The organism is Pseudomonas svalbardensis (assembly GCF_030053115.1).
In the GTDB taxonomy this organism is placed as follows: Bacteria; Pseudomonadota; Gammaproteobacteria; order Pseudomonadales; family Pseudomonadaceae; genus Aquipseudomonas; species Aquipseudomonas svalbardensis.
On the sequence record NZ_CP125619.1, the window covers coordinates 273,206 to 290,751 of the forward strand.

Below are 17,546 nucleotides of genomic sequence, written 5' to 3' on the forward strand. Positions count from 1 at the left end.
TTTGGTCGTTCCAAAGCTCTGCGCGGGAATGCAGCCCGGGACGCTCTGCGTCCCTTTCTAGAGCTGGAACGCGGAGCGTCCCTTGAGGCGTTCCCACGCAGAGCGTGGGAACGATCTTCGCTCGGCGTCAGGTTGGTGCTTTCCAGCCCATCATGCGTTGTTGGGCGACTTTCAGTAGGTCGCAGCCGTCCTGAGTCAACAGGTAGAGGGCGTGGGTGATATGCGGGATGTCTTCCACGTCACCGTTTTTGAAGCATTGGCAATGTAGGGTTTTGAGTAGGTCGCTGGAGGCTCGGATACGCTGGAGGGCGGCTTCGAGGATGTCTTGCGGATTGGCCTCTGTGTCGATGATCAGGGGCGGGGAATCGGTGAGGTTGGTTTGGAGTGGGCGGTAGCGATCGGGGAATGGGTTCAACTTATTCATAGTGAGAATTCTCAAGTGCATCAGGAGAAACCACCACCATCGTGACCAAGCGATGGGAGGCGGACTGTGTTCGGGTTGGTCAAACCGGTGAGAACTCACTTTGCCGGTACGCCCTGAGGCGTCCCGAACACAGCCACCATATAGCGTGCAGGCACTTGAGGTGCCGCAGCATACAACGGAAGCGAAATGAGTTCTCTATTCGGGTGACCAAGCCCGAGACGCTGATTTGGCAGCGACAGTCCAACTATAGGTGCGAGTCGCCGGCCGGCGATAGTCGACAAGGTGCCTTCTGTTGTAGGACCGGGATGAAGCTTTGATAGGGCGTTGCCTACGGACTTATGCCTTCCGCAATTTCTCTCGCTTTTTCGAGCGGTTGTTGGTGTCGGGCATTTTTATTTTTATCAGGCATACCGCGTTATCGTTCATCGCGAGCAGGCTCACTCCCACAGTGGATGTTGGTAGGGGCATTAATCAGTGGTGAGTTTCGGTAGTCGTTGCCGTGCGACTTCAAGCAATTCATTGCCATCCTGAGTCAGCAGATACAGCGCGTTGACGATGTTGGGAATATCACTCGCATCCGCCTGTTTGAAGCACAGGCAATACAGCGTTTCGAGCAGTTCACTGGCGGCGCGGATGCGTTGGCGGGCGGCGTCGAGGATTTCGTGAGGGTCGGCTTCTGTATCGATGACCAACACGGGGGTGTCGCTGTAGCGGGATTTGAGCGGGCGATAGCGTTCTGTAAACATCGGGGTTCGTCCTGTGCGAAATCGGGAGGTGGCTCCCGGCAGGCCGAGTCACTGTTTTCAGCCGCGCCGCAGACTATAGAAGGGCACGGCGCCGCGCGGCAATACGGCTTCGATGGACAGGGTTTGTAGGGTTTTACCTGCCTTTTCGGACCGAACCTACGCGTCTCCCGAAGGTTTTTACGCCTAAACCCTTAGACGGCAAATTTCCTACGGGTTTGTCAGGCGCAGCGCAACAAACCTCTGCATGGTGCGCGCCAGAATCAGTAGGACGTTTCGAAACGTCCGTCCAACGCTTAAAGGGAATTAAGTATGCAATGGCTACGTATGGCCTCGATTTTGTTGCTGTGGGCCGGGATTTGTCGCGCAGCAGATGCTGCTGACGCCGGTCACTCGATGGTCCTGGCCAATATGGAACGCACCGGTTGGCCGGATGCGCTGACCAGTCAGGCGAGCATGGACACCGCTTTCCGTGCTGAAGTGCTGATGTTCGGCAAGGCATTGCTGACCAGCGAAGCGCTGGACGAACAGAGCCTGAAACAACGACTGGGCGTGCGGGATGTGAAGCTCAAGTCGGTCAGGCAGGTGCGTGACGGGCTGTGGGACCGGTTGCTGATCACCTACCGCAGCGCCAGTCAGAACTGCGACGGTGAACCCTTCTGCCCCCGCGTGCGAAGCGTCGCTGATTTGCGTCAGTTGGCGGCAGCCTTCACCGGCGAAATCAGCCCGGCCCATGCCATTTGGGCGAGCAAGAGCCAGGTGTTTCACGAGCAGGCGCTTAATGAGCAGCTGCGAGTGGCGGTGTTGGTGCCTTAGCCATCGTCTGCTGACGATCGTTCGAAGCTGTATCATCCCGTATCGTTTTGGTCCCCGACCTTTTCTCGACTTGCTGCGATCGCCGGCTAGGCTTTTGGCATGGCAGCGGTCAACGGAGTGACAGCTTATGCACAACACCCTGGAACAGGTTTTCGGTTATCCACAGTTTCGGCCCGGCCAGGAAGCGGCGGTCAGCGCGGTGTTGGCCGGGCGTTCGGCGGCGGCGATTTTCCCCACCGGCTCGGGCAAGTCCCTGTGTTATCAATTGCCAGCCTTGCTGCTGCCGCACCTGACGCTGGTGGTCTCGCCGCTGCTGGCGTTGATGCAGGATCAGTTGGCGTTCCTTCAGCGCCACGGCATTGCGGCGGGCAGTATCGATTCGGCCCAGAGCCGCGATGACGCCAGCGATGTGATGGCTCGGGCCAAGTCTGGCGAGCTGAAGATTTTGATGATCTCCGTGGAGCGCCTGAAGAACGAGCGTTTCCGCAATTTCTTGCAGCAGGTGCCGATCTCGCTGCTGGTGGTGGATGAGGCGCACTGCATCTCGGAGTGGGGCCACAACTTTCGCCCCGACTACCTCAAGCTCCCCGACTATCAGCGTCAGTTCAACATCCCTCAGGCGCTGCTGCTGACCGCCACCGCGACACCCAAGGTGATCGCTGACATGGAGGCCAAGTTCGCCATCGCCCCCGAAGACGTAGTAACCACCGGTTTCTATCGGCCGAACCTCAATCTGTTAGTGGAACCGGTGCGCGGTCAGGACAAACGCCGACGCCTTGTCGAATGGATGAGCCAGCGTCCCGACCAGCCGAGCATTGTCTACGTCACCCTGCAGAAAACCGCCGAGCACATTGCCGAACATCTGACCCGCAACGGTATTCAGGCCGAGGCGTATCACGCCGGTTTGCCCCACGAACAGCGCGAAGCAATCCAGCGCCGATTCATGGGCGGGCAGTCCAATTGCATCGTTGCCACCATCGCGTTCGGCATGGGCATCGACAAGAGCGACATCCGCAACGTAGTGCATTTTGACCTGCCCAAATCCATCGAAAACTACAGCCAGGAAATCGGCCGCGCCGGGCGTGACGGGCAGCCGTCCGACTGCCTGGTATTGGCCAACCGCGACAGCCTCAACGTGCTGGAAAACTTCGTCTACGGCGATACGCCTGAGCTGGATGGCATCCGCTTTGTGCTCGACGAGTTGCAGGCCGCCGCGCCCGAGGGGCAGTGGGAGTTTCTGTTGGGGCCGTTGGCGGATCAAAGCAACATCCGCCAATTGCCGCTCAAGACCTTGCTGGTGCAGTTGGAACTGCGCGGGATCATCGCCCCGCGTTACGCTTATTACGCCGAATATCGCTTCAAGTACTTGCAGGAGCCCGAGGCTTTGCTGGCCCGCTTCGAGGGTGAGCGCAAGGACTTCGTCGCGGCGATCATCCAGACCTCGAGCCGCGCAAGGACCTGGGCCACGGTGAATTTCGATGCGCTGTATCAGCAGCATCAGGCCGAGCGTAATCGGGTGGTGAAGGCTCTGGATTATTTCCAGGAAAAGGGCTGGGTCGAGCTTGAAAGCAAGCAAATGACCGAGGTCTACAGCCTGCTGCAAACGGACTTCAACAGCCAGGCCCTGAGTGCCGAGCTACACGCCTACTTCACCCGGCACGAGCGCACCGAGATCGCGCGGATTCACGCCATGCTGGATCTGTTCGCCACGGACCATTGCCTGGGTTATCGCCTGGCCGAGTACTTCGGCGATGAAAATGCGCCGCAGCAGTGCGGGCATTGTTCGGTGTGTCACGGGGATGTGGCGCGGTTGCCGACGCCACCGGAATTACCGGCGCTTGTGGATAAAAACTTCGATGCGTTGTGCGGTGATTTTATCCACAGGCATGAGCAGTACACCGGCAACACGCCGTCGGCGGAACGTGTGACGCGGTTTTTATGCGGCATCGGCGTGCCGCTGTTCACCAAGCTCAAGGCACGGTCAATTCCCGGGTTTGCGGCGCTGGAGGATTATCCATATGCCGAAGTCCGGACGTGGGCCGAGGCGCATTTGCCGGCGTAGATCCATTCGCTGAATGTTGCTCATCACAGGAATAAATTTCAAAAATGCGCGGTGGCTGACTATGGTGAAGGCTGTCTTTGGATCGCCAACAAGAGAACAACCATGAGCCAGACACCGTTCAATATTCAGCGCGCCGCCGTCATTGGCGCCGGCACCATGGGCCGTGGCATTGTCATGTGCCTGGCCAACGCCGGCGTCCCGGTGCAGTGGGTCGATAACAATCCACAGATGCTTGAACAGGCGCTGGCTGCCGTGGCGGACACCTACGCCCACAACGTGCGTCAGGGACGGATCGATCAGGCCGAAGCGGACGCTCGCATAGCGCGGGTAACGGCGGCTGCTGACTACGCGGCGATCTGCGATGTCGATCTGGTGATCGAAGCGGTGTACGAAAACCTCGAGCTCAAGCAGAAAATCTTCTGTGAACTGGACGGTCTGCTCAAACCTGAAGCGATTTTGGCCAGCAATACCTCGGCGCTGGATATCGATGCCATCTCTGCGGCTACTCGCCGTCCGCAACAGGTCCTGGGCCTGCACTTCTTCAGCCCGGCGCACATCATGAAACTGCTGGAAATCGTTCGCGGTGCCCAGACTTTACCGGTGGTGCTTGAGGCTGCTCTGGCACTGGGCAAACGCATGGGCAAGGTTAGTGTGGTGTCGGGCAACTGCCATGGTTTCATCAGCAACCGCATGCTGCATCCGTATGTGCTCGAAGCGCGCAAGATGTTGCTCGAAGGCGCTTATCCCTATCAGGTCGATGCGGCACTGCAAGGTTTTGGCTTCGCCATGGGGCCGTTCCGCATGTACGACGTGGTCGGCATCGATCTGGAGTGGCGCGCTCGGCAGTTGGCCGGTAAAGGGCAGGATGCGCCTGAGGTTCAGGTGGACAATCGTCTGTGCGAGTTGGGTCGTTTCGGTCAGAAGAGTGGCAATGGCTATTACCACTATGAGCCGGGCAGTCGCCAGGCTGAGCACGATGTTGAAGTCGATGCGCTGGTGCTGAAGGTCAGCGAAGGGTTGGGCTTCCAGCGTCGCGAGATCGGTCCTGAGGAGATTCTGGAGCGCTGCTTGCTGGCACTGGTGAACGAGGGGGCGAAGATTCTTCAGGAAGGGATTGCCGAATCGGCGCACGACATCGATCTGGTGTACCTCAATGGCTACGGCTTCCCGGCGGACAAGGGCGGGCCGATGGCTTGGGCGGACCAACAGGGGTTGGTGGATATTCATCAGCGATTGTTGCAGCTGGAAACCAAGCAAGGTGATCAGTGGACACCGGCTCGATTGATCGGGGAGCTGGCGACAGTGGGTAAAGGGTTTGCGGATCGGTAGACTCTACGGCGGGTGATCGTTCCCACGCTCTGCGTGGGAATGCAGCCCGATCATTCGAAACGGGAAGCACCCATGAATCAACGCACCGACTATCTCCACTTCCAACCCATCACCACCCGTTGGCACGACAACGACGCCTATGGTCATGTCAACAACGTCACCTACTACAGCTTCTTCGACACGGCAGTGAACACTTACCTGATCGAAGCCGGCGGTCTGGATATCCATGATGGCGAAGTAGTTGGCTTTGTGGTGAGTTCGGCCTGCGATTACTTCGCTTCCCTTGCCTTCCCTGACCGGATAGAAATCGGTTTGCGGGTGGGCAAGTTGGGCAACAGTTCGGTGCAATACGAGCTGGCGGTGTTCAAGGTCGGGGAAGACGAAGCCTGCGCGGCAGGGCGCTTTGTGCATGTGTTTGTGGATCGGGCCTCTAATCAGCCGGTGGCGATTCCTGCCGGGTTGCGCGGGGCGCTGCAGCGGTTGGTGGTTTGACAGGCAAAAAAAATCGCAGCCCTTGAGCTGCGATTTTTTTGATCTACCGGTAAACGAGGCGATTCAAGCCTCAGTCGTCATGGCGATGTTTATGCTTGCGATGGCCGTAGGCATGGCCGCGACCCCGATGTCCGTCACGGTAGTAGCGACGATCATCATGACCACGACGATAGGAGCGACGATCATCATCGTCATCGCTCTTGTTGCCCATGTAGTTACCCAGCGCGCCACCGGCACCGCCGCCTGCTGCGGAGCCGATCAGGCTGCCGGTGGTGCCGCCCATGCTGCGACCGACCACGTTACCGCCTGCTGCGCCCAACGCACCGCCAATGGCGGCTTCGCCACGGCTGCGTTTGTCTGCGCCAACAGCACTACCACCCGCGCCGCCCAGGGCCGCGCCAATGGTGGAACCTGTATTGCCGCCTAATGACTGACCGACGACCGAGCCCAGAACCCCGCCCAATGCGCCGCCCACACCTGCTTCGGTGGTGCCGCCGGCAGAAGCGAAGCCACTGACCAGGCCAAGGGACAACAAGAGAATCGAGGAGAACTTCATAGAGGAACCTCAAGGGGATGACGGCGCGATCCTGAGGCTGTGTCATGGTCGTGACAATCGAAATCCGACGAGTAACACGACTTGAGCACATTTCTATAAGTTACTGTTTTTTAGCCGGAACTTAAGTGTTTTTCGCCGGTCTTTAGCTACTTCGGATAGGCCGTTTTCATGCAAAACGGCCTTTTTTGTGGGCGTTTGGAAAGTGATTGATCCGGAAGATTCGCTGAATATGCTTCCGTCATCGTCGGATCGCCGCGTTAAGCCGACTTCGCCAAAATCAACCCGGTTTCACTCGCCGCTTCCAACCGGATCGCCACAAATTTCGATGTCGGCGTATGGCTGCCATCCCCGATGCTTTCCAGCGGCACCAGCGGGTTCACTTCCGGGTAGTAAGCCGCCGCTTGCCCGGCAGGAATATCAAACGCAAGCAGCGTGAAGCCCTTCACCCGACGCTCACGACCATCATCCCAGATCGAAACGATGTCAGCCTTCTGCCCCGGCTTGAACCCCAGGCGAATGATGTCGGCTTCGTTGACGAACAACACATCACGCTGACCTTTCACGCCGCGATAGCGGTCATCAAGCCCATAAATCGTGGTGTTGTACTGATCGTGAGAGCGCATCGACTGCATGATAAGGTCCGGCAATACGCCGGTGGCGCGAGTGCGTTCGTGCACCAGATCTTTAGGCAGGATGTTCGGACGGAAATTAGCGCGCCCCGACGCAGTATTCCAGCGGCGAGCACCGGCGCTGTTGCCGAGGTAGAACCCGCCCGGGTTCTGGATCTTCTCGTTGAAGTCCTTGAAACCCGCAATGGTGTCGGCGATCAGGTCACGGATGCGCCGGTAATCGGCCACCAGCCAGTTCCAGTCCACCGGTTTGCTGCCCAGGGTCGCGGCGGCGATGCCGGCAATGATCGACGGCTCAGAGCGCATCTGGTTCGACAGCGGCTGCAACTGGCCGTTGGAGGCGTGAACCATGCTGAACGAGTCTTCGACGGTCACCGCCTGCGGGCCTTCGGTCTGGATGTCGATGTCGGTGCGGCCCAGGCACGGCAGGATCAACGCGTCTTTACCGTGCGCCAAATGGCTGCGGTTGAGCTTGGTGCTGATTTGCACGGTCAGGTCGCAGTTGCTCAGGGCCTGGAAGGTCCGTGAGCTGTCCGGGGTGGCTTGGGCGAAGTTGCCGCCCAGCCCGATAAAGACTTTCGCGCGGCCGTCGGCCATGGCATGGATCGCCTCGACCACGTTGTGACCGTTTTCACGCGGCACCTTGAACTTGAAGCGACGCTCCAGGGAATCGAGGAACGCCACGGGCGGACGCTCGTTGATGCCCATGGTCCGGTCACCCTGCACGTTACTGTGGCCGCGCACCGGGCACAGACCGGCGCCGGGCCGGCCGATGTTGCCGCGCAGCAACATCAGGTTGGCGATTTCCTGAATGGTCGCCACCGAATGGCGATGCTGTGTGATGCCCATCGCCCAGCACATGATCACGTTCTTGCCTTTGGCGTACATCCGCGCCGCTTGCTCGATTTCAACCAGCGTCAGTCCGGATTGTTCGACGATCTGCTCCCACGAGGTGTCGTCGACGATGCCCAGGTATTCCAGCACGTTGACACTGTGTTCATTGAGGAAGTCGTGGTCGAATACGGCAGGCTCACCCGCCTTCTGTGCGTCACGCTCCCACTGCAGCAGGAACTTGGCCATGCCGCGCATGATCGCCATGTCGCCGCCCAATGCCGGACGGAAATACGCGGTGTTGGTCGGCTTGTCGCCGTTGGTGAGCATTTCGATCGGGTGTTGCGGGTGCTGGAAGCGTTCCAGGCCGCGCTCCTTCAACGGGTTGATGCAGACCACCTGAGCGCCGCGTTTCACCGCTTCGCGCAACGGTTCGAGCATCCGTGGGTGGTTGGTGCCAGGGTTCTGACCCCAGACAAAAATCGCGTCGGCGTGTTCGAAGTCGTCGAAGGTGACGGTGCCTTTGCCGACGCCGACACTTTGCGCCATGGCCACACCGCTGGCCTCGTGGCACATGTTCGAGCAATCGGGGAAGTTATTGGTGCCGTAGGCACGCACGAACAATTGATACAGGTACGCCGCTTCGTTGCTGGCGCGGCCCGAGGTGTAGAACTCGGCCTGATCCGGGCTCGACAGGCCTTGCAGGTGTTTGCCGATCAAGGCGAAAGCCGCTTCCCAGCTGATCGGTTTGTAGCGATCGGTCTCGGCGTCGTAGCTCATTGGCTCGGTCAGACGGCCCTGATATTCGAGCCAGTAGTCGCTCTGTTCCAGCAACGAACTGACACTGTGTTTGGCAAAGAACGCACCGTCGACACGGCGTTTGGTCGCTTCCCAGTTCACCGCTTTGGCGCCGTTCTCGCAGAACGCCACCATGCCGGCTTCATTGGAATCGCCCCAGGCGCAACCGGGGCAGTCGAACCCGCCGTTCTTGTTGGTTTTGAGCATCATGCGCAGGTTTTTCAGCGCGTTGTCGCTGGTTAACCAGGCCCGGGCAACGCTGGCTAGCGCGCCCCAGCCACCGGCTGGGCCTTTGTAGGGCTTGTAGCGGGGGACGGGTTTCTGGTCGGCTTGACGATGTTGACTCACGCTTGGTTCTCCGTCGCAGGGCTGTAGACCCGCGGCGCACTTTGCTGCGGCAGGTGGATGAGATTGAGGTTGTGGCGACGGGCCCATTGCACGGCGAGGCCCGTGGGCGACGACAGGCTGACCAGGGTCTGGATACCTGCGCGCAACACTTTCTGGATCAATTCGAGGCTGCAACGGCTGGTGACAATCGCCAGCCCACCGGTGGTCGGGATCTTCTGACGGATCAGTCCGCCAATCAGTTTGTCGAGGGCATTGTGTCGGCCGATGTCTTCGCGGCCCAGTAGCAATTGGCCCTGACTGTTCATAAACACGGCGGCGTGCACCGCGCCGGAGTACTGGCCAAGAGGCTGGAACGCACCGATGCGCTGACGCAAACCATCGAGCCATTCGGCGGGGGGCAAGGGTGCGCCGGGCAACACCTTGAGGTCTGGCAATGCCTGTTCCACCGCTTCCACACCGCAGAGCCCGCAACCGCTGGTGCCAGCCATTTGCCGGCGCTGTTGCTTGAGGTTCCAGAAGGCGCGGTTGGCGATGGTTACTTGCGCGTATTGCGCTGAACCCGAGCCGCTGAGTTGCAGGTCATAAATGTCGGAAGCGTCTTCGATGATGCCGCTGCCGAGGCTGAAGCCGACGATGAAGTCTTCAAGATCGGTCGGTGTCACCAACATGACCGCCTGGCTGATGCCGTTGTAAGCAATCGCCAACGCGACTTCTTCGGCCAGCGCGGTGCTGGCCGATTCGGTGTCTTGAAGGTCGCAGTAACTGTACGTCTGGCTTGCGGCGGGCGCTGGCGTTTCGAGGGCTGGCGCCGCGCAGACAGGGTGCTTGGCGTTCATGAGGTATCACCGACGGTTTAGGCTGCTTTAAGCCTAGGCGCGTCAACTTGTCGCGTCTAATCGCTAATACTGATCTACCGATAGATGACGTCGATCAAGAGCTCGGCAGCGATTGCTGAAGAATCGCGAAACAGGCTTCCGCGAGCGCCGAACGCGGGGCGCTGCGACGCATGATCAGCCCCAGCCGGGCGAGGGTTTGAGCATTTTCTATGGGGTGCAGGCGCAAATGATCGGTGAGTTTTTCCAGGCCTCCATCCAGTGGCATCACGGCGCAGCAGAATCCGCCGTGCACTGCTTGTAACAATTGGTGGACGGCATCGGTCTGCAACAAGGGTTGTGGGGTGAGGCCGCGGCTGTGGAAGTTGTGGTCGATGGACTGCCGAAAATGCATGCCGCTGGTGAGCATGCCCAGCGGCAGTTCGATCAGCGACTCCCAGCTCAGCGGCGCCTCGCCGAAACTGAAGAAGCGCTGATCGTAGAGCAGGCCCATGCGGGTTTCGCTGAACGCCAGGGAATCGAAGCGTTCGCCGTCCAGTCGCTCCAGGTACGAAACGCCGAGGTCCAGGCGATTGTTTGCCAGTTGTTCGAGGATTTGTTCAGAACTCAGGGCCGAAAGTTCGAAGCGCAGGTTCGGGTGTTCGGCGTGCAAGCGTTGCATCAGCGGCAGCGGATCGAAGCTCGACAGCGGCACCACGCCCAGACGCAACGTACCGACCAGATTGCCGCGACAGGCAGCTGCCTCGGCCTGCAAACCGTCGTAGGCCGCCAGCACGGTGCGCGCCCACGCCAACACCCGTTCACCCGGCGCGGTGAACCCTTCGAAGCGCTGACCGCGATTGACCAGCGGTAACTCGAGTTCTTCTTCGAGGCTGCGTAGGCGCATGGACAGGGTCGGCTGGGTGATGTGACAACGCGCAGCGGCCTGGCCGAAATGCCGGGTTTCGTCGAGGGCGATGAGGAATTTCAGTTGCTTGATGTCCATCTTCGCTCCAGGGCGCGGGAAGGTTCGGATTCTAGCGCTTGGGGGGAAGCGGCGTCATTGGTCGGGTTGGAACCGCAAGTGACAGCCTTGGTCTAGGCTTTGGCGTCTGGAACCCAAAACCCAAGGAGAGCGCACCATGAGTATTTTTAGCTTTGTGAAAGAAGCAGGCGAAAAACTTATCGATCTGCTGACGCCAGGCAACGCCAATGCCAGCGAGCAGTTGAAGGAACACATCAGTAAGGTCGGCCTGGGTAACCCGAATGTGCAGGCGACGGTGGAGGGCGACAAGGTCATCGTGACCGGCGAAGTTGGCAGTCAGGAAGAGAAGGAAAAAATCCTGCTGGCGGTGGGCAATATTGCCGGTGTCGGTAGCGTGGATGACCAGATCACCGTAACGGGCCCGGTTGCTCAGGCAGCGCGGTTTGTCACCGTTAAAAAGGGCGACACCCTCAGCGCGATTGCCAAGGCTGAGTACGGCGACGCCAACAAGTACAACAAAATCTTCGAGGCCAACAAGCCGATGCTGTCTCACCCGGACAAGATCTATCCGGGGCAGTCGTTGCGGATTCCTGAGTAACCCTTAAGACCGCTTTCGCGAGCAGGCTCGCTCCCACATTGACCTTCAGTGAACACATCATTTGTGTACGACGCAGATCCGTGTGGGAGCGAGCCTGCTCGCGAAGCAGGCGCTAAGGTCTCAAAGGCCGGCAATCAACTCCCGATAATCCCCCACCGCCGCAAACTCGGCCGTGTCCTTCGGCCCTTTACGGCTGTCCGGCTCACTCACGGCCAACAGATGCGCCACCCCAAAATTCCGCGCGCTGCGCAGGATCGGCAACGTGTCGTCGATAAACAGACTGCGCGCCGGATCAAAGCCGATGTCCGCCTGCAAGGCATCCCAAAACTGCGGGTTTTCCTTGGCGAAACCGTAATCATGCGAGCTGATCAACCGCTCGAAGTACGGCGCCAGTTCGATTCTTTCCAGTTTCAATGACAGCGAATCGCGGTGCGCATTGGTGATCAGCACCACGCGCTTGCCGGCCTGTTTGATGGCGGCCAGAAAGGTGTCCGCATCCGGTCGCAAGGCGATCAGGTGTGCGGTTTCCAGTTTCAGTTCGCGCACCGGCAGTTTGAGCTCGGCGCTCCAGAAATCCAGGCAATACCACTGCAACTGGCCGGCGTTGCGTTCGAACAACGGCTGCAATTCCATCTCGGCCATGGCCCGACTCACCCCGTGCAACTCGGCGTAACGCTGGGGCAGGTGCTCCATCCAGAAATGGTTGTCGTAGTGCAGGTCCAGCAGCGTGCCGTCCATATCCAGCAGAACGGTATCGATGTCGCGCCAGGGCAGCAGGGACATAAAAACTTCTCCAGCGGTAAAAAAGATATCCGACGTAAACAATCAGGATAGGCCGGGTATAGTAACGCGCTATCGCCAAGGAGCCGCTCATGCGCCAGAAACCCACCATCCTCGCCCGCGAGATCGTCGCCACCAGCCGTTTGTTCTGCGTCGAAGAGCTGAAGTTGCGCTTTTCCAATGGCGTGGAGCGCACGTATGAGCGACTGGTGGGCAAGGGCGCCGGTTATGGCGCGGTGATGATTGTGGCGATGCTGGATGCGGACCACGCGGTGCTGGTTGAAGAGTATTGCGGCGGCACCGATGAATACGAGCTGTCCTTGCCTAAAGGCTTGATCGAGCCGGGCGAGGACGTGCTGGCGGCGGCCGAGCGGGAGCTCAAGGAAGAGGCCGGGTACGGCGCCCGGCAACTGGAGCATCTGACTGAGTTGTCATTGTCACCCGGTTACATGAGCCAGAAGATCCAGGTGGTGTTGGCCACTGATCTGTACGAAGAAAGCCTTGAAGGCGATGAGCCTGAGCCGATGGGCGTGGACAAAATCAACCTGCGTGAATTGTCGGCCCTGGCCCAGAACCCGCGATTCACTGAGGGCCGTGCATTGGCAGCACTGTATCTGGCCCGTGATCTACTGACTCAGCGTGGAGTGTTCCAGCCATGATTTTCCCCCATCCGTTGATGGCGCCTGTTGTTGAACTGGCGCTGAAAGCCGGTGAAGCGATTCTGCCGTTTTGGCGTGCCAACGTCGCCGTGACTGCAAAATCCGATGATTCTCCGGTGACGGCCGCCGACATGGCCGCTCACCATGTGATCCTGGCCGGGCTGACTGCGCTGGACCCGAGCATCCCGGTGCTGTCGGAAGAAGACGCCAACATTCCCCAGAGCGTGCGCGCCGGGTGGCAGCGTTGGTGGCTGGTGGACCCACTGGACGGAACCAAAGAGTTCATTTCCGGTAGCGAAGAATTTACCGTCAACATCGCGCTGATCGAGCAGGGACGAGTGGTGTTTGGCGTGGTGTCGATGCCGACTAACGGGCGCTTCTACGTCGGTGGTGCGGGTCTGGGCGCGTGGCGTGGCGATAAAGACGCGGCGCCTTCGCCGATTCAGGTTCGCGAGGTTCCTGCTGAGGGTGAAGCGTTTACCGTGGTCGCCAGCCGTCGGCATTCGAGTCCTGAGCAGGAGCGTTTACTGGCTGGGTTGAGTGACAGTTTGGGTGAACTGCAATTGGCCAATATCGGCAGTTCGCTGAAGTTTTGCTTGTTGGCGGAAGGGGCGGCGGATTGTTATCCGCGGTTGGCGCCGACTTCGCAGTGGGACACGGCGGCGGCACAGGGCGTGCTGGAAGGGGCGGGCGGTGAGGTGCTGGATTTGAGCGGTGCGCCGTTCAGTTATCCGGCGCGGGAGTCGTTGTTGAATGCATTTTTCCTGGCGCTGCCGGCGAAGGCTGCGTGGCGCGAGAAATTGTTGACGTTGGCGCGGACCTGAAGATCAAGGGATCGCAGCCTCGTTTCACTCGACAGCTGCTACAGCTGCTACAGCTGCTACAGAGAAACGCGTCCTTGTAGCAGCTGTCGAGTGAAACGAGGCTGCGATCTTTTGCTTCAACGGTGAAGGACGTACTGCCCGGTAAACGTCACCGCATCTTCCTCACTCCCCACATTCACAATCCTTGAATGCAGCTTCAACCGCGCCCGTCCATACCGCTCATACATCGCCAAAAACTTCTTCCACACTGCCGCACTCGGCGCATGGCAAATCGCTGTCGCGTCCATGGTCACTGGCAGCGGATAGCTGATCTGCCCTTCCTGAATCACGATGTGCCCGCCTTCAACCCCTTCTTCACGCAAACGCAAATGCAGCCAACCCCAACCGGCCAGCACGGCGCCGCAATACAGGCTGCCGCCGAACATGGTGCTCTTGTGATTGACGTTGGCCTCCAGCGGCAAGTGCAGGCGCAGTTGCTGGTCGTGCCAATCGAGCACTTTGAGGCCCATATCCCGCGTCAGGGGAATGTCGCGATGGAGGACTGATTCCAGATGACGGCTGTCGCGGCTCATGCATGGATCTCTTGTTTGAAGATGATGAATTGACGGTAGCTCAATCGAGCTCGTCGGTGTGGCTGCTACCACCGTCGGCGAAGTTCAGCCCGTGCTTGCGCAGTTTGTCGTGCAAGGTCTTGCGTGGGATGCCAAGGGCTTCGGCGAGGCTGCGCACCGAGCTGTGAGAACGCGCCAGTTCGGCGGCGATCAAGCTCTTCTCGAAGTTTTCCACTTGTTCGCTGAGACCGCCGCTGACCACTTCGACCGTCATGCCGACAGCGCCATCCGCTGCGTTATTGTCCAGGGCCAGTTCCAGGCCCAGGGCGAAGCGTTCGGCCGCGTTCTGCAATTCCCGCACGTTGCCCGGCCAGGTGTGGCGCAGCAACAGGGCGCGTTGTCCCGGTTGCAACTCGTGGGGTGGCAGACCGTGACGGGCGCTGGCTTCGTCGGCGAAATACTGGAACAGCATCAGTGCATCTTCGCCGCGCTCACGCAGCGGCGGAATACGCAGCGGTGCGACGTTCAGGCGGTAATACAAGTCGGCACGGAAGCGGCCCTGGTCGGCGGATTGACGCAGGTCTTCCTTGGTCGCGGCGATGATGCGGATGTCCAACGGGATCAGCTGATTGCCGCCCAAGCGCTCGACGACCCGCTCTTGCAGCAAACGCAGCAATTTCACCTGCACATCCAGGCTCATGCTTTCGATTTCATCAAGAAATAACGTGCCGCCATTGGCGAATTCGAACTTGCCGATGCGACGCTTTTGCGCGCCGGTAAAGGCGCCTGGCTCGTGACCGAACAGCTCGCTTTCTACTACCGACTCGGCCAGGGCGCCGGCATTGATCGCCACGAACGGACCGTTACGACGGCTCGACAGATCGTGCAATGCACGTGCGACAACTTCTTTACCGGCGCCGGTTTCGCCAAGGATCAGCACATCAGCCTTGGTCGCCGCCAATGCACCGATCTGCTGGCGCAGGCGCAGCATCGGCGCTGATTGCCCGACCAGTCGGGTGCTCAGCTCATTGCGATCGCTCAGGGCCAGACGCAGGCTGCGGTTGTCCAGCACCAATCGACGCAAGTCCAGGGCGCGGCGGACGCTGTCGAGCAGGGCGTCGCTGGCGAAGGGTTTTTCCAAAAAGTCATAAGCCCCGGCGCGCATGGCCTGCACCGCCAGCGGCACATCGCCGTGACCGGTGATCAGCAGCACTGGCAGTTCCGGATCCTGGGCATGCAGTTCGGTCAGCAGCTCAAGACCGTCCATGCCCGGCATGCGGATGTCACTGACCACCACGCCGGGCCAGTCGCGTTCCAGTTGCGCGGCCAGGCCCTGGGCTTCAGCGAGCGGCAGGATTTTCAGGCCAGCGAGGTCCAGGGTCTGGCTCAGGGCCTGACGCAGGTGGGGATCGTCGTCGATCAGCACGACCTGGATGCGGTTGTCGATGGTCATGCACTTCGGTCCTCGGACGGTTGCAGGCTCACACCCGGTGCGCCTGCACGCAATTTCAGGGTAATCAGGGCGCCGCCTTCCTTATGGTTGGCGAACGACAGTTCACCCCCGAAGGCGCGCATCAGGGTTTCGCAAATCGCCAACCCCAGACCAAGCCCCTGAGTGCGGGTCTTGGTGGTGTAGAAGGGCTCGCTGGCACGACCAAGGGCTTCCATGCAAAACCCGGGACCATTGTCGCGAATGTACAGATTGACGCCGTCGGCGGTGGATTGGGTACTCAACCAGAGCTTACGCGGCGGGCCTTTTTCCGTCAGGGCGTCCAGGGCGTTGGCCAGCAGATTGCCGAGCACCTGACGCAGACGGGTTTCCCCGGCCTCGACCCACAGGGTGGCGGCCGGCAAATCGCGAATCAGCTCGACTTCCATGCCGCGCCGACGCTTGGCCAGCAGCGCCAGCGCATCGTCCAGCGCCGGTTGCAGGGCGACGCTTTCCGGGGCGTGGCGATCGCGCCGGGCGAAGGCGCGCAGGTGGGCGATGATCGAGGCCATGCGCCCGGTCAGTTCGCTGATCAGCTTGAGGTTGCCGCGCGCATCGTCGGTGCGCTGATGATCGAGCAGCACTTCGGCGTTTTCGGCGTAGCTGCGGATCGCCGCCAGCGGTTGATTCAATTCGTGGCTGATGCTCGCCGACATGGTGCCAAGGGCCGACAGTTTGCCGGCCTGTACCAGATCATCCTGAGCGCGCACCAGCTCTTGCTGAGCCTGTTCGCGTTCCAGCACTTCCTGTTTCAGTCGACGGTTGAGGCCTTCGAGGTCGCTGGTCCGCTCGGCTACCCGACCTTCCAGCTCGCGACGGGCCTTGGCTTCGAAGGCGATTCGTTCGAGATAATGACGGCGTCGCTGCATCATCAGACCCAGCAGCAACATCAACACCAACAACGTCGCGCCGCCGATGGCGACGACCGTGCGTACCGGGCGATCGATCAAGGTGCGTGGGGCGAGGATGCTGACGTTCCAACCGGTTTCCGCGATTGGCTGGGTCTGCGTCAGCCAGGCGCTGGGGTTGAGCTCCAACGGTTTGGGATCGCGAGTCGGATAGGGTTGCATCGCCGTAATAGCCTTGCGTTCTTCTTCGCTCAACGGGCGGGTCGAGCGGAATCGCCACTCGGGCCGCGACGTGAGAATGACCACGCCGTTATGGTCAGTCAGCAGCAGTTGTTCCGGGGTTTTGCCCCAGAGGCTTTCGGTATGGTCCAGGTCGACCTTGACCACCAGCACACCGATGATCTTTTCGCCGTTACGCACGGCGGCGGCGAAGAAATAGCCGCGCTTGGCCGATGTCGTTCCCAAACCGAAAAAACGCCCAAGCCGGCCGGCCATGGCTTCGCTGAAATACGGCCGGAAGGAAAAATTACGCCCGACGAAACTGTCGTGTTTGTCCCAGTTGGATGCGGCCAGGGTCTTGCCCGTGGTGTCCATCAGGTACATGACTTCGGCGCCGGTCTGGGCGCTGATGTTTTTCAACAAGCGATTGGCGTTGCCCTGAGTGACGCCATCGTCGGGCGCGCCGAGGACGGCTCGCAGGGCCGGAAGATCGCCGAGGATCTGCGGTAACACTTCATAACGGTGCAGGGTGCCCAGCAGGTTGGCGACGTAAAGGTCGAGGGTCTGACGGTTCTGCCCGGCCAGTTCGCTGCGGTAGTAACGCTCGGCCAGATGCTCCAGCGGCCACAGCAATGGCGCCAGGCACAGCGCGAGCAGGGCCAGGCTGCGCCAGCGGGGTCTGCGGGGGAGGGTCGGAGTCATGAGCATCGAGCGCCTGTGGGTACAGGCGCATTATGCCTAGGCTTGCGGGCG

Annotated in this window: 17 protein-coding genes; 7 read left to right on the forward strand and 10 right to left on the reverse strand. The window is 60.1% G+C overall.

The window, feature by feature from the left end; translation table 11 throughout:
- Positions 1-127: 127 nt before the first annotated feature.
- Together QFX16_RS01255 and QFX16_RS01260 are read right to left on the reverse strand one after the other, a co-directional pair.
- The gene (locus tag QFX16_RS01255) at positions 128-424 is read right to left on the reverse strand and encodes a hypothetical protein (protein ID WP_008149304.1); all 297 of its coding nucleotides are present in this window, start codon (positions 422-424) and stop codon (positions 128-130) included.
- A 467-nt stretch (positions 425-891) separates the two neighbouring features.
- The gene (locus QFX16_RS01260; RefSeq protein ID WP_283182515.1) at positions 892-1,170 is read right to left on the reverse strand and encodes a hypothetical protein; all 279 of its coding nucleotides are present in this window, start codon (positions 1,168-1,170) and stop codon (positions 892-894) included.
- 309 nt (positions 1,171-1,479) lie between these two features.
- Between QFX16_RS01260 and QFX16_RS01265 the strand changes: the two genes are divergently transcribed.
- The 4 genes from QFX16_RS01265 to QFX16_RS01280 all read left to right on the forward strand — a co-directional run bounded on the left by QFX16_RS01265 (position 1,480) and on the right by QFX16_RS01280 (position 5,866).
- On the forward strand, positions 1,480-1,983 hold the full coding sequence (locus tag QFX16_RS01265) for a polysaccharide deacetylase (protein WP_283182516.1): 504 nt from the start codon (positions 1,480-1,482) through the stop codon (positions 1,981-1,983).
- A gap of 127 nt (positions 1,984-2,110) precedes the next feature.
- Positions 2,111-4,045: a RecQ family ATP-dependent DNA helicase gene (locus QFX16_RS01270; protein ID WP_283182517.1), complete on the forward strand. Its 1,935-nt coding sequence runs from the start codon at positions 2,111-2,113 to the stop codon at positions 4,043-4,045.
- A 102-nt stretch (positions 4,046-4,147) separates the two neighbouring features.
- A complete protein-coding gene (locus tag QFX16_RS01275; RefSeq protein ID WP_283182518.1) occupies positions 4,148-5,374 on the forward strand; it encodes a 3-hydroxyacyl-CoA dehydrogenase in 1,227 nt (408 codons plus the stop codon).
- A 72-nt stretch (positions 5,375-5,446) separates the two neighbouring features.
- Positions 5,447-5,866, forward strand: coding sequence for an acyl-CoA thioesterase (locus QFX16_RS01280; RefSeq protein ID WP_283182519.1), 420 nt, complete (start codon positions 5,447-5,449; stop codon positions 5,864-5,866).
- A 70-nt stretch (positions 5,867-5,936) separates the two neighbouring features.
- On the opposite strand, the gene QFX16_RS01285 is transcribed toward QFX16_RS01280, so the two are convergent.
- The 4 genes from QFX16_RS01285 to QFX16_RS01300 all read right to left on the reverse strand — a co-directional run bounded on the left by QFX16_RS01285 (position 5,937) and on the right by QFX16_RS01300 (position 10,846).
- Complete coding sequence (locus tag QFX16_RS01285) at positions 5,937-6,422, reverse strand: glycine zipper domain-containing protein (RefSeq protein WP_283182520.1); 486 nt, start codon at positions 6,420-6,422, stop codon at positions 5,937-5,939.
- 257 nt (positions 6,423-6,679) lie between these two features.
- The gene (locus tag QFX16_RS01290) at positions 6,680-9,028 is read right to left on the reverse strand and encodes an FdhF/YdeP family oxidoreductase (RefSeq protein ID WP_283182521.1); all 2,349 of its coding nucleotides are present in this window, start codon (positions 9,026-9,028) and stop codon (positions 6,680-6,682) included.
- Entirely contained in the window at positions 9,025-9,864 is an 840-nt protein-coding gene (gene fdhD, locus QFX16_RS01295; protein WP_283182522.1) for a formate dehydrogenase accessory sulfurtransferase FdhD, read from the reverse strand. Before fdhD ends, QFX16_RS01290 begins: the two co-directional genes overlap by 4 nt.
- 94 nt (positions 9,865-9,958) lie before the next feature.
- A complete protein-coding gene (locus tag QFX16_RS01300) occupies positions 9,959-10,846 on the reverse strand; it encodes a LysR family transcriptional regulator (protein ID WP_008149327.1) in 888 nt (295 codons plus the stop codon).
- 136 nt (positions 10,847-10,982) lie between these two features.
- Between QFX16_RS01300 and lysM the strand changes: the two genes are divergently transcribed.
- Positions 10,983-11,423 carry a peptidoglycan-binding protein LysM gene (gene lysM, locus QFX16_RS01305; protein ID WP_283182523.1) on the forward strand — a complete coding sequence of 147 codons (441 nt, stop codon included), beginning with the start codon at positions 10,983-10,985 and terminating at the stop codon, positions 11,421-11,423.
- 120 nt (positions 11,424-11,543) lie between these two features.
- Here lysM and yrfG read toward each other — a convergent pair whose 3' ends face one another.
- Complete coding sequence (gene yrfG / locus QFX16_RS01310; RefSeq protein ID WP_076029028.1) at positions 11,544-12,206, reverse strand: GMP/IMP nucleotidase; 663 nt, start codon at positions 12,204-12,206, stop codon at positions 11,544-11,546.
- Positions 12,207-12,295: 89 nt separating this feature from the next.
- Between yrfG and nudE the strand changes: the two genes are divergently transcribed.
- A complete protein-coding gene (gene nudE, locus QFX16_RS01315; protein WP_033058385.1) occupies positions 12,296-12,862 on the forward strand; it encodes an ADP compounds hydrolase NudE in 567 nt (188 codons plus the stop codon).
- The gene (gene cysQ / locus QFX16_RS01320) at positions 12,859-13,686 is read left to right on the forward strand and encodes a 3'(2'),5'-bisphosphate nucleotidase CysQ (protein ID WP_283182524.1); all 828 of its coding nucleotides are present in this window, start codon (positions 12,859-12,861) and stop codon (positions 13,684-13,686) included. Before nudE ends, cysQ begins: the two co-directional genes overlap by 4 nt.
- Positions 13,687-13,802: 116 nt before the next feature.
- On the opposite strand, the gene QFX16_RS01325 is transcribed toward cysQ, so the two are convergent.
- The 3 genes from QFX16_RS01325 to QFX16_RS01335 are packed head-to-tail and all read right to left on the reverse strand — an operon-like array spanning position 13,803 to position 17,495.
- Positions 13,803-14,258 (reverse strand): YiiD C-terminal domain-containing protein, encoded by a 456-nt coding sequence (locus QFX16_RS01325; RefSeq protein ID WP_283182525.1) that lies wholly within the window; start codon positions 14,256-14,258, stop codon positions 13,803-13,805.
- A gap of 40 nt (positions 14,259-14,298) precedes the next feature.
- Entirely contained in the window at positions 14,299-15,690 is a 1,392-nt protein-coding gene (locus QFX16_RS01330; RefSeq protein ID WP_283182526.1) for a sigma-54-dependent transcriptional regulator, read from the reverse strand.
- The gene (locus QFX16_RS01335; RefSeq protein ID WP_283182527.1) at positions 15,687-17,495 is read right to left on the reverse strand and encodes a sensor histidine kinase; all 1,809 of its coding nucleotides are present in this window, start codon (positions 17,493-17,495) and stop codon (positions 15,687-15,689) included. The genes QFX16_RS01330 and QFX16_RS01335 overlap by 4 nt, the downstream gene beginning before the upstream one ends.
- Between the last annotated feature and the right edge of the window lie 51 nt (positions 17,496-17,546).

Coding starts and splice junctions, on each gene's coding strand:
- nudE (WP_033058385.1), top strand. CDS start 12,296: ATGCGCCAGAAACCCACCATCCTCGCCCGCGAGATCGTCGCCACCAGC.
- QFX16_RS01270 (WP_283182517.1), top strand. CDS start 2,111: ATGCACAACACCCTGGAACAGGTTTTCGGTTATCCACAGTTTCGGCCC.
- lysM (WP_283182523.1), top strand. CDS start 10,983: ATGAGTATTTTTAGCTTTGTGAAAGAAGCAGGCGAAAAACTTATCGAT.
- fdhD (WP_283182522.1), bottom strand. CDS start 9,864: ATGAACGCCAAGCACCCTGTCTGCGCGGCGCCAGCCCTCGAAACGCCA.
- QFX16_RS01255 (WP_008149304.1), bottom strand. CDS start 424: ATGAATAAGTTGAACCCATTCCCCGATCGCTACCGCCCACTCCAAACC.
- cysQ (WP_283182524.1), top strand. CDS start 12,859: ATGATTTTCCCCCATCCGTTGATGGCGCCTGTTGTTGAACTGGCGCTG.
- QFX16_RS01285 (WP_283182520.1), bottom strand. CDS start 6,422: ATGAAGTTCTCCTCGATTCTCTTGTTGTCCCTTGGCCTGGTCAGTGGC.
- QFX16_RS01335 (WP_283182527.1), bottom strand. CDS start 17,495: ATGACTCCGACCCTCCCCCGCAGACCCCGCTGGCGCAGCCTGGCCCTG.
- QFX16_RS01275 (WP_283182518.1), top strand. CDS start 4,148: ATGAGCCAGACACCGTTCAATATTCAGCGCGCCGCCGTCATTGGCGCC.
- QFX16_RS01260 (WP_283182515.1), bottom strand. CDS start 1,170: ATGTTTACAGAACGCTATCGCCCGCTCAAATCCCGCTACAGCGACACC.
- QFX16_RS01280 (WP_283182519.1), top strand. CDS start 5,447: ATGAATCAACGCACCGACTATCTCCACTTCCAACCCATCACCACCCGT.
- QFX16_RS01265 (WP_283182516.1), top strand. CDS start 1,480: ATGCAATGGCTACGTATGGCCTCGATTTTGTTGCTGTGGGCCGGGATT.
- QFX16_RS01325 (WP_283182525.1), bottom strand. CDS start 14,258: ATGAGCCGCGACAGCCGTCATCTGGAATCAGTCCTCCATCGCGACATT.
- yrfG (WP_076029028.1), bottom strand. CDS start 12,206: ATGTCCCTGCTGCCCTGGCGCGACATCGATACCGTTCTGCTGGATATG.
- QFX16_RS01330 (WP_283182526.1), bottom strand. CDS start 15,690: ATGACCATCGACAACCGCATCCAGGTCGTGCTGATCGACGACGATCCC.
- QFX16_RS01300 (WP_008149327.1), bottom strand. CDS start 10,846: ATGGACATCAAGCAACTGAAATTCCTCATCGCCCTCGACGAAACCCGG.